Genomic DNA, 7,845 nt, shown 5'->3' on the forward strand with positions numbered 1-7,845 from the left:
AGCTTCTTCACATCCGGGCACCGACCCCACCCCGAACCCCAGGCCACCTAAATACGGACCAATCATCGCCAACCGGCCTTGAGTTTATGGCAGTGCGCCATGGCACGCTGTCGCCCTCATCGCCGATGTTTGTGCTCGCCGATCGTAGAGCAACAGGCTGTGCTGGCTCTGGTGGAATTTCGTGCTACCGCATCGAGGCACCGACGATCGGATGAAGCTCAGCTCTCGGCTGTCCGGATACCTCAGCCCAACACTTCAGATGACGTCTCGGACCGGCTCGCCCCAGCCACACGCGAGTTCCTGCCCTTCCTCGCCGGCACGGGATGAGCGGTCGGGATATCGGGAGGACAGGCGGCTTCGTGGTGTGTCATTCTGGGCGGCTCGGCGAACACCGGGCACGGTGTGTGCACCGTCTCGAATCGGCGGCGAGGTCATTGTGGAGATCAAGTCCCTGGAACAACTGCGAGAAGCCGACGAGCGCACGCAGCGGTTCACCCCGGGCGGGCTCGGCCTTGACAGGATCCTTACTCCGGAGTCAGCTGCGCAGTTCCAGCAGGAACTCGTCGCAGGCCTCGACCTGGCCCCTGACGTCGCGGCCGGAACGCGGCAGAGCTTCGATCAGCTACGCACGATCTACGCGTACGGAGTGCTCTGCTACGACATCTTCACCATCGTCGACGGCCATGCCCTGCTGGTCATCGAGCACGCCCTGCGAGACCGGTTCCTCGAGTTTCACGCGGGCACCGTCACGTTCATCCGGACCAGCGACCACCGCGAGTTCCGCGTGGACGCCACCTCCTACGAGCCGATCATGGACTTCCTCAAAACGTCTGCTGGCAAGAAGTCACGGCTGCGGGTGGGCGCGGGACCGGCCACCGTGCGATTCAACGGAATGCTCGACGGACTCCACCGGTGGGCCCGGGCAGCGGGACTGCTGCGCGGGCAACGCAACCGCGGCCACGAGCGCGTGTCGATGCAGCTGCGAAACTTCGTAGCGCACCCGACCTCAGCTCGTCTGCTCATGCCTGTCGATTGCTTTCGCACGTTGAGAGATCTGGCGGAATTCATCAACGAGCTGTGGGGCCATCCGACCCCTGGCGGCCGCCTGTACTCGGCACCGAGCGAACGCAACATCGTCGTCGTCGCCTGGGACGACCACGGCGGCACGCAGACGTTCCTCGCCGAACATCTCCGTGGCGGTCCCCAAGAAGGCGACGACGAGCTGCGCTGCGTCATCCTGCGAGGCCGCTTCCACCCGAGCATCCACGAGATGGACCCCGGCCTCGCCCATTTCGATAGCCGCTTCGAAAACACCCTCTTTCCCACCGACTACGTGTGGGGTCCCGGCAACCTGGCCGACGCCAGCGATTGGTACGCCAGACACCAACCGCAGCCGGACGAGGTCGACCATCTCGACCGGGTCTTCGCCATCCGTTACGACGGCGGGCAGCTCTACCGGCCGATGCGCGCTGATATCGCGGCCGGCCTCGAACCCGAGGACCAAGCTGGCACGTGGCACCTTGTTCGCGCCGACCACCCCGACGACGCGCTCGGTCACGCGCGCAACCTGATCAGCGGCGACCTCGGTTGCACCAGCGAGGGCGAATGCCCCATCTGCTACGCGTCTGGGCTCGCCGCCGGCCCGTGGCGTGATCTCATCGATCCCGGATCGGTCAGCCCCGAAGCGCGTCACCAACTATCCGTTGACCTGCGCCTGTCGAACCTCTACGCCCGATCCAAGCCGGTTACGCCCGTCTGAAATCCGGTGACCACGGCTCGGATGATCGCCGGTATCATGCGCCGATGACGGGAAGTCCACTACGCGAGTTCGTCGTCACCTGCCACGACTCTGTCGACCCTTCAGGGTTCTACAGCCTCGTTCTGCGGACAAGCGCCTCAGGCTCAGCTTCTACCTCAACGGGCTGCTACTCCGGCGACGGGCCGGATCATTGGGTTCGAGCTAATGGCGTGGAGTCCAACCATCGGAACTGGGCATGGTGAAAACGTCCAACCCGTGGGCGCGACTGCTCATCGCCGGCCTGATGCTTTTCTACACCGGCATCCGCATGCCCGACGTTCTCGCCGAGAGAAGCTGGCGCTCATGGGCCGTCCTGCCGGTGCTCCTGGTCGCGCTCTGGTTCTTCGTGAGGGCGCTACGCGATCTGGTGGCGAGGCGGGACCGCGGTTCCGCTGACCGGGACACTGCTGCGTGACATCCTCGGGTACGTCGGCTGGGGCGGGCAGACACTGCCCGCCCCAGCCGAGGCGGGGCTGCTCGGTCGTATGGGGGCCGTGGTGAAGAATCGGGCCACCGGTTGGTTCATGGCGGACCGCGGAAGGCCGCTACATCACGGCTTACTACAATGCGACACGGACACGGGTTGGTAGGCAAGCAGTGCATCCGGCGATCGGTTCGGGTTGTCGAGGTCGTTCTGCGGCGATCGCGGTCGTTGTGATGATCTTGTGTGTCCTGAACGCAAGGAGGGGCTGATGTAGGTCAGGTCCTTGATGCGGTGCTGCGTGGAAGATGAAGGTAGGCCCTTCGGAGCCGCCCTGCGGAGGGTGGTTCCAAACCACCTCATGCTGCGTTGGTTGACGACCGTCGTGGTGAGCGATGAGGAAAAGGCGTCGTTTGAGGCGTCAGGTAGGGATCGGGAAGGCGAGCGTAAGCGAATCATTGCTGACGTGTCGAAATCTCAACAGGTGACATCGGAACTGGGGCGTGAGATCGGCTCTGGGATAAGTCTGGCGGGTGTTCCGCTTATTGGCCAGGCGGTGTCCGGCATGTAGATGACGCGAGCCCGATCTGCGGCTTCCACGTGGACCAGGAGAAGGCGCGCCTCGATACTGTTCGCCCCAAATGTGGGCGGGCGATAGGGAGTATCTCGAAGCGGGAAGACCGTGAGGGAGTGAGTACCGTCGCGGGGCGCGCTGGCGGACGGCTCTGCAGGGCGGCCAGCCGCTTTGCGGTTTTGTTGTGATCGAAGTCGAGGGCAACGCCCTCAGGGGAGAGGATGCCCTGGACTGAAGAGGTTGGAGGGTTGCTAGGGGCGGGACTTAGGGAGAACGTGCGTAAATGTGATGGGGCGAGGGTGCGGGGGAGGACCTACTTGATGGTCCCCCGTTGCGAGATCATCCTTGCCGGCTAGGTCGGCAAGTGCGAGGGTCATAGGTGGACTTCTCGGCGTCTACTATGCGCAAGGTGTAGCCCTGCGGGTGCAGGGTGGATGTTCGTCCTCGAAGATTCAGAACGGGCGAGAGGGCTGCGGACGATGTATGTGGCGAGTCCTTATTCGACCGGCGGCGGGGGTGTGACGTTCGAACATGATTACGGCGGCTGGCTGCTCGCGGATCTTCTCCTGGGTCGTCCTACTGCCGGGCTCGGTGACGGTTTTGTCGTCCAGGAGGTTTGGTTCCAACAGGCAACGACGAGCCCAGTCGATGACATCGTGGTTGTTGGTGCCTCATCGGCAGAACGTCGCATCCTGTCAATCGGCGTGCGCAGGAACCCGGTTTTCAAGCAGAGCGACCCGAAGCTGCTTCGGCTTGTTTCGCAGTACCTGCGAATGGTCGTAGAGTTCCGCCAGGAACTGGACAGCGGCGAACGCCGGCTAGGGCTCGCTGTCTCGGCGACACAAAGTCATGTCGCCGACTTAGTCGACCTCGCAGGGGTGGCAAGGACCCAAAATAACCCTGGCCGTTTCCAAGAAGCGGTTTCGGCACGCAGCACCACGATTCGCGCCGAATTACAAAGAGTCTCGCGCGTTGTCAACGCAGCGACGCAGCTTGGTGCCGATGCGGCAAAAATCTCTCCTGACGAACTTACCTGGAGGTTCCTTGCAGCTTTGCACGTGATTCGCGTCGATTTGGATGGTGAGGACTCAGGTGGTAAGGCAGATCTTGTGGCTAGCCTCACTCAACTGACCAACGACGCTACTGTCGCCGACCATTTACGGCTGTATCTGAATCGGCTGGCAGCGACATTTGCGCAACGTGCCGGACGTGTCGACAGCGCAGTTCTGCGCCGTGAACTTTACGGGCGGTTCGAATTAGGTTTATCGGTTGCCAAGTCGCGATCGTCCCCATACCGTGCGCTCTTCGAAGACTATGCAGCCCGCTGCCCCGAGCTGAAGGAGCGCGATAGCGAGTTCGCGCAGTTGGCGAAATTTGCCAGCGAGAGCCAGGGTTACCTTCATCTTCGAGGGGGTGCATGGGCGGGCAAAACGGCCTTGGTCAGCCACCTCGCAGTTGACCCGCCGCCGCTGGTAGACATTGTCGGGTTCTTCGTCTCGCGTCGTGGTGGCACCGGGCGAGCGGGGCAATTTCTCCAGGCCGCTTGCTTGCAATTGGCGGCGCTGATGGACGAGGTTGCACCCGTGGAACCGAGCCGCGCCGATTTCCTCGATCTGTGGGCCCGAGCGGCGGCGTCGGTGCGGCGTCAGCAGCGGTCAATGCTGCTCATTGTCGATGGGTTGGACGAAGATGATGCACGTCAGCTGAACGAGCCGAGTATCGCCTCGCAGCTGCCTCATCGCATTGAGATGGGCGCGAACGTTCTGGTGACCAGCCGCAGCAACACCGACATTCCCTCAGATGTTGATACTCATCATCCGCTCCGTACCTGCGAAGTATGGAACCTCCATCCATCACCCGCCGCTGCGGCGATTCGGGTTCAGGCTCAACACGAGCTCGATCACGTCCTTGACGAAGACGAGTTGCGTAAAATCACGGCGATCATTACTGTCGCCCGCGGTGGACTGACAATCGGTGACCTGAGTGAGATCCTAGGAACGAGCGTCGGCCGTGTTCGAGGTTTGGTGAAGGGACGCCTTGCTCGTGTCCTCGAACAGCGACAAGATCGGCAACGTTCAACGACGCACTACACTATCGCCCACGACACACTTGTCGAGCTGCTGCGCCACGAACTGACCAGTAACGAACTCGGGTCGTCTCGATTAGGGATCGACCGATGGGCGCAGCGCTGGCAGGAAGACGGTTGGCCTGCGAATACCCCAGAATATCTTGTTGAGTCTTATCCGTCGATGCTTGCCGCCGACCGAGACGGCCGCATGCTGGCCTTGCTCGCTTCCGAGAGCAGACAGGCACTACTGAGCTGGCGGACCGGTGGGGAGACGGCGGCTCTCACCGAGTTCTCGGATGCCGCCGCGCTGCTTGCTCAGGAGTGCAATCCCGACTTGCAGCTTTTGACACGAGTCTCAGTTCTGCGTCACAACATTCATGATCGAGCCGACGCTGTACCGTCGGAATACGTTCTGGCCCTCGCACGGATCGGGCGGCTCAACCATGCCGTGCAGCTCGCCCGCACCATCCCGTATCCAAACCTCCGATCGCACGCACTCCTGCAGATCGCACGAGATCTGTTGCCCGACGCGCCGGGCCAGGCTGCCGCTGTTGCCGCGGAAGCCGAGTACATCCCCGGCCGCCTTGCCTTTGATGACCTCGTTGAACGGGTAGGCGCAGCTGTCCTACAAGCGCTCGCCGGGGACGAAGCGGCAGCAGCCCGTGCACGGGCTGCTGCGGAGTCGCTGCTAGCCGAAGCCGAGGAGGGTGACGAATGGCGGCTCTCCGCGCTGAGCGCGAATTTTGCCCGCCTCGACCACGACATCGCACGACGACTGCTCGCCAAGGCATTGGAGGTCACCGACGAACCTGGCCACTTGCTTGCGTCGAGCGCAGACGTCCTGGTCCGCCTCGACGAACTGCACCGATTATTCGAGCTTCTGGAAGGTGCCGATCCAGCCACTCGCCTCAGCGCCGGACTCGACGCGTGCAGCGTCCTCTGGGAGGAGGGCGAACGGTGCTTACCCGAGAACCTCACGTCCGCGCTCGGTCAAGCAGCGGCGGCCATGGCCGCGCAGCTTGCACGGTCGTCGGTGGTGGACGTCGACAGCGAGGACTTGCAGCTCCTCGCCAAGGCGGCCCGCTACATTGATGCCCGCATTGGTCAAATCATCATCGATCTCGTAGCGCTGCACCCCCGCAGCGACCGTGATGTGATCGTCGCGCTCGCCGGTGCCTACGCTGCGCATGGCGTGGACCCGCGTCAAGTCCCTGACTTGGCCCTCGATGATGACGTGCTCGCCGAATCGGTCCAGATCGCCTGTCAGGTCGGCGAGCTCAACCATGCCCCTGGTATGGCTTCACAAATCAGCGATCCGCGGCTGCGTGTAGATGCGTTCGCGCAGTGCGCGCTTGCCATGCTTAATCGGGATGATGCGGATGGCGCCCATCACATGCTCAATAACGTGGCAGCCGCCCTTGCTGAGGTCCGAAGTAAAGCGCAACCCGTCCTCGTCGCCGAGCTATCGGCTGCCGCTCACGAGTGTGGGCAGATGCAAGTGTCGGAATACCTTCACCTCCAGACCTCCTACCTTCTCAACTTCAGGCGGTTTGAGGATTGGGATTTGGCCTGGGGTACGCGATTTCTTGCGTCCTGCGCTTTGCGTCATCCGCCAGGCAAGTGGTTCAACTTCTTTGATGGGGTATCACCGCAGGCACGGTTCCGAGCGATTCTGGCGGCAGCCCGGCTACCAGCACCGCCATCCACACCGGCTCGTCTCCTTGATGATCTCGAAAGCTTGTTAGAACAGGCAAACAGCCCGCTTCACACGACGGAGCTTGCCGAGTTCGCTCTGGAGGTCGGAGAGCCAGCGCGCGCACTGGCAATCCTTGCTCAGGACGGTCTGGAACCAGGTTCGCTAGCCGAGCGTGTAGTCGTCGCCAAGTTCAAGGCGCTGCTGGCACTGGGCATGAGCAAAAGCGAAGCGCTGGGTTTCTATGCCGACGCGGCTGGCCGCGACGGTGATCTAGGCGCCAGACTTGCCGTCGCGCTGGCCGACGCGGGCCTTATTGCCGAGGCCGCGACTTGCGTCCGGCTGCTTTTGCAGACCGCTGACCCCGATGCCACGCGCTCAGACGGCAGATGGCCGAACGCATGGTTAACGCTCGCCTGCCTGCAGGCGGGGCTCCGACAAGAGGCAGACATTCTCGGTGGAGGGCTGGCTGGCAAGCACCTTGTCGTTGTAGATCGTGATTCGGTCTCCATGGAAGATCTCACTGCCATAGTCCGGCTAGGGCTTTGGGACACATTCGCGCGGGACCTGTTGGACGCGAACGCTGCCATCGCCATGATGGTGATGGAAGATCTGTTCGACGAGATGCTTAAGCAGGGTCTCGTAGAACAGACGGTCGCGCTGCTGGAGCAAATGCATCACGGCGAGGGCAAAGCCGCGATGCTGGCTAAGTGCGCCGCCAGAGACGACCAACTAGTAAGGACGCGTCAACTGGTGGCGCAGTCGATGAGCCTGGAGCTGGTGCCGGAAGTGATACTCCCCGCTATTCGGCTAAGCCCAGTTATTCTCCACGAGATGGCATCGCTCCTGCTGGGGCGGCCGATACCGAAACCCACGACTCATGCTGACCCGGCTCGATAGGTACCCAAGCTGCTGCCGGTAAGCCGGTCCACGCCGTGGGGAGGCGGGCCGGCAGCAGTGGTCGGGTGGAGGTCGTGCTGTGTGACGGCGCTCGTGTGCAGGCGTACTGCCACGAGGTCGTCCTCGGATGACTCGGCGGCACGTCCCGGCGTTCCTTGGTGTGAAGCCGCAGGCGCATGTCCAGGTGGCACGCGGACCCAGGTGTAGCAGGGCCCCGGAGTGTTCCGTGATTGTCCGTTTTGATCATAGGATGCGGTGGAGGGTGAGGGCGGCTGCGGGGGTGGTGTGGGCGCGGTGGGCGCTGGCGGTGTTGGCCCAGCCGGTGAGGCGGAACGTGCTGCGGATGATGTCGCGCAGGGCTGCCATGACGGCGGGGGTGTGGTGGGTGCGG

4 protein-coding genes are annotated in these 7,845 nt (G+C 62.9%); all 4 read left to right on the forward strand.

Going from position 1 to position 7,845, the window contains the following annotated elements; genetic code table 11:
* Nucleotides 1-436: 436 nt before the first annotated feature.
* The 4 genes from ABZ807_RS32720 (at nt 437) to ABZ807_RS32735 (ending at nt 7,454) form a co-directional block, all read left to right on the forward strand.
* Nucleotides 437-1,759 carry a hypothetical protein gene (locus tag ABZ807_RS32720; protein ID WP_357166859.1) on the forward strand — a complete coding sequence of 441 codons (1,323 nt, stop codon included), beginning with the start codon at nt 437-439 and terminating at the stop codon, nt 1,757-1,759.
* Nucleotides 1,760-1,994: 235 nt separating this feature from the next.
* Nucleotides 1,995-2,213 carry a hypothetical protein gene (locus ABZ807_RS32725; protein ID WP_357166862.1) on the forward strand — a complete coding sequence of 73 codons (219 nt, stop codon included), beginning with the start codon at nt 1,995-1,997 and terminating at the stop codon, nt 2,211-2,213.
* A 379-nt stretch (nt 2,214-2,592) separates the two neighbouring features.
* The gene (locus ABZ807_RS32730; RefSeq protein WP_146230979.1) at nt 2,593-2,790 is read left to right on the forward strand and encodes a hypothetical protein; all 198 of its coding nucleotides are present in this window, start codon (nt 2,593-2,595) and stop codon (nt 2,788-2,790) included.
* Nucleotides 2,791-3,227: 437 nt separating this feature from the next.
* Entirely contained in the window at nt 3,228-7,454 is a 4,227-nt protein-coding gene (locus ABZ807_RS32735; protein ID WP_357166866.1) for a hypothetical protein, read from the forward strand.
* Nucleotides 7,455-7,845: the final 391 nt, after the last annotated feature.

The organism is Micromonospora sp. NPDC047548 (assembly GCF_040642975.1).
GTDB lineage: Bacteria > Actinomycetota > Actinomycetes > Mycobacteriales > Micromonosporaceae > Micromonospora.

Excerpts from the sequence above, each read along its gene's own strand:
- ABZ807_RS32735 (WP_357166866.1), top strand. The coding sequence starts at position 3,228 with ATGTTCGTCCTCGAAGATTCAGAACGGGCGAGAGGGCTGCGGACGATG.
- ABZ807_RS32725 (WP_357166862.1), top strand. The coding sequence starts at position 1,995 with ATGGTGAAAACGTCCAACCCGTGGGCGCGACTGCTCATCGCCGGCCTG.